Source organism: Methylobacterium sp. J-059, from assembly GCF_022829485.1.
Classification (GTDB): Bacteria; Pseudomonadota; Alphaproteobacteria; order Rhizobiales; family Beijerinckiaceae; genus Methylobacterium.
This window is the reverse complement of sequence record NZ_JAKSYA010000104.1, coordinates 1-1,154: the sequence shown is the minus strand read 5'-3', so window position 1 is coordinate 1,154 and position 1,154 is coordinate 1. Positions and strand designations below refer to the sequence as shown.

1 protein-coding gene is annotated in these 1,154 nt (G+C 66.8%); it reads left to right on the top strand.

Going from position 1 to position 1,154, the window contains the following annotated elements; translation table 11 throughout:
* Positions 1-74: 74 nt before the first annotated feature.
* Positions 75-1,154, top strand: coding sequence for an IS630 family transposase (locus MKK55_RS12560; RefSeq protein ID WP_243935005.1), 1,080 nt, complete (start codon positions 75-77; stop codon positions 1,152-1,154).

Genomic DNA, 1,154 nt, shown 5'->3' with positions numbered 1-1,154 from the left:
TCCTAGTGGTTGAGCCCTGACGGTTGAGTCCGTGTGGGGTTTCGGTTTGCGCCCCATCCTGCGAGTCTGGCGGGATGCGCAGTGGCATCTCTTTCACGCTCTCCACCTCGGATCGCCTTCGGCTCGAAGCACTCGTCGCGGATCGAAACACGTCGCAGAAGCACGTCTGGCGCACCCGTATCGTACTGCTGAGCGCCGATGGGCTGGGGACGCATGCGATCATGCGTGAGGCGGGCGTGTCCAAGACGGTGGTCTGGCGCTGGCAGGACCGCTTCGCGCAGGAGGGCGCCGATGGGCTCCTTCGGGACAAAACGCGACCGGCGCGCATCCCGCCGCTGGGGCCGGAGGTGGCGGCGCGCGTGGTGGCTCTGACGCAAGGAGAACCACCCGGCGAGACCACGCATTGGACGGCCGCCGCCATGAGCAAGGCCGCGGCCATCAGTGTCTCGTCGGTGCAGCGGATCTGGTGGGGGCACGGCCTACAGCCGCATCGAGTCCGGCAGTTCAAGCTCTCCACCGACCCGGCCTTCGCCGCCAAACTGCGCGACGTCGTCGGGCTCTACGTCGACCCGCCGGCCCACGCCGTCGTGCTCTCGGTCGACGAGAAGAGCCAGATCCAGGCGCTCGCCCGCACGCAGGCCCCATTGCCGATGAAGCCGGGCCAGCCGACAACGCGCACCCACGATTACAAGCGCCGCGGCACGACGACCCTGTTTGCCGCCCTGGACGTGCTGGAGGGCAAGGTGATCGGCCGCTGCATGCAGCGCCACCGGCATCAGGAGTTCATCCGCTTCCTCAATGCGGTCGAGGCGGCGGTTCCGGTGGGCAAGATCGTCCACGCGATCCTGGACAACTATGCCGTCCACAAGCACCCGAAGGTCCGTGCCTGGCTCGACCGCCACCCGCGCTGGACCTTCCACTTCACCCCGACCTCAGCCTCGTGGCTCAATGCCGTCGAGGGCTTCTTTGCCAAGCTCGCAAAACGCCGGCTCCGACGCGGCGTGTTCGGATCGCTGATCGAGGTACAGGCCGCCATCAAACGCTTCATCGCCGAGAGCAACGGCAATCCGAAGCCGTTCGTCTGGACCGCCGACCCGGATCGCATCATCCAGGCCGCAAAGCGCGGGCACCAAGTGTTAGACTCGTACCACTAG

Excerpts from the sequence above, each read along its gene's own strand:
- MKK55_RS12560 (WP_243935005.1), top strand. The coding sequence starts at position 75 with ATGCGCAGTGGCATCTCTTTCACGCTCTCCACCTCGGATCGCCTTCGG.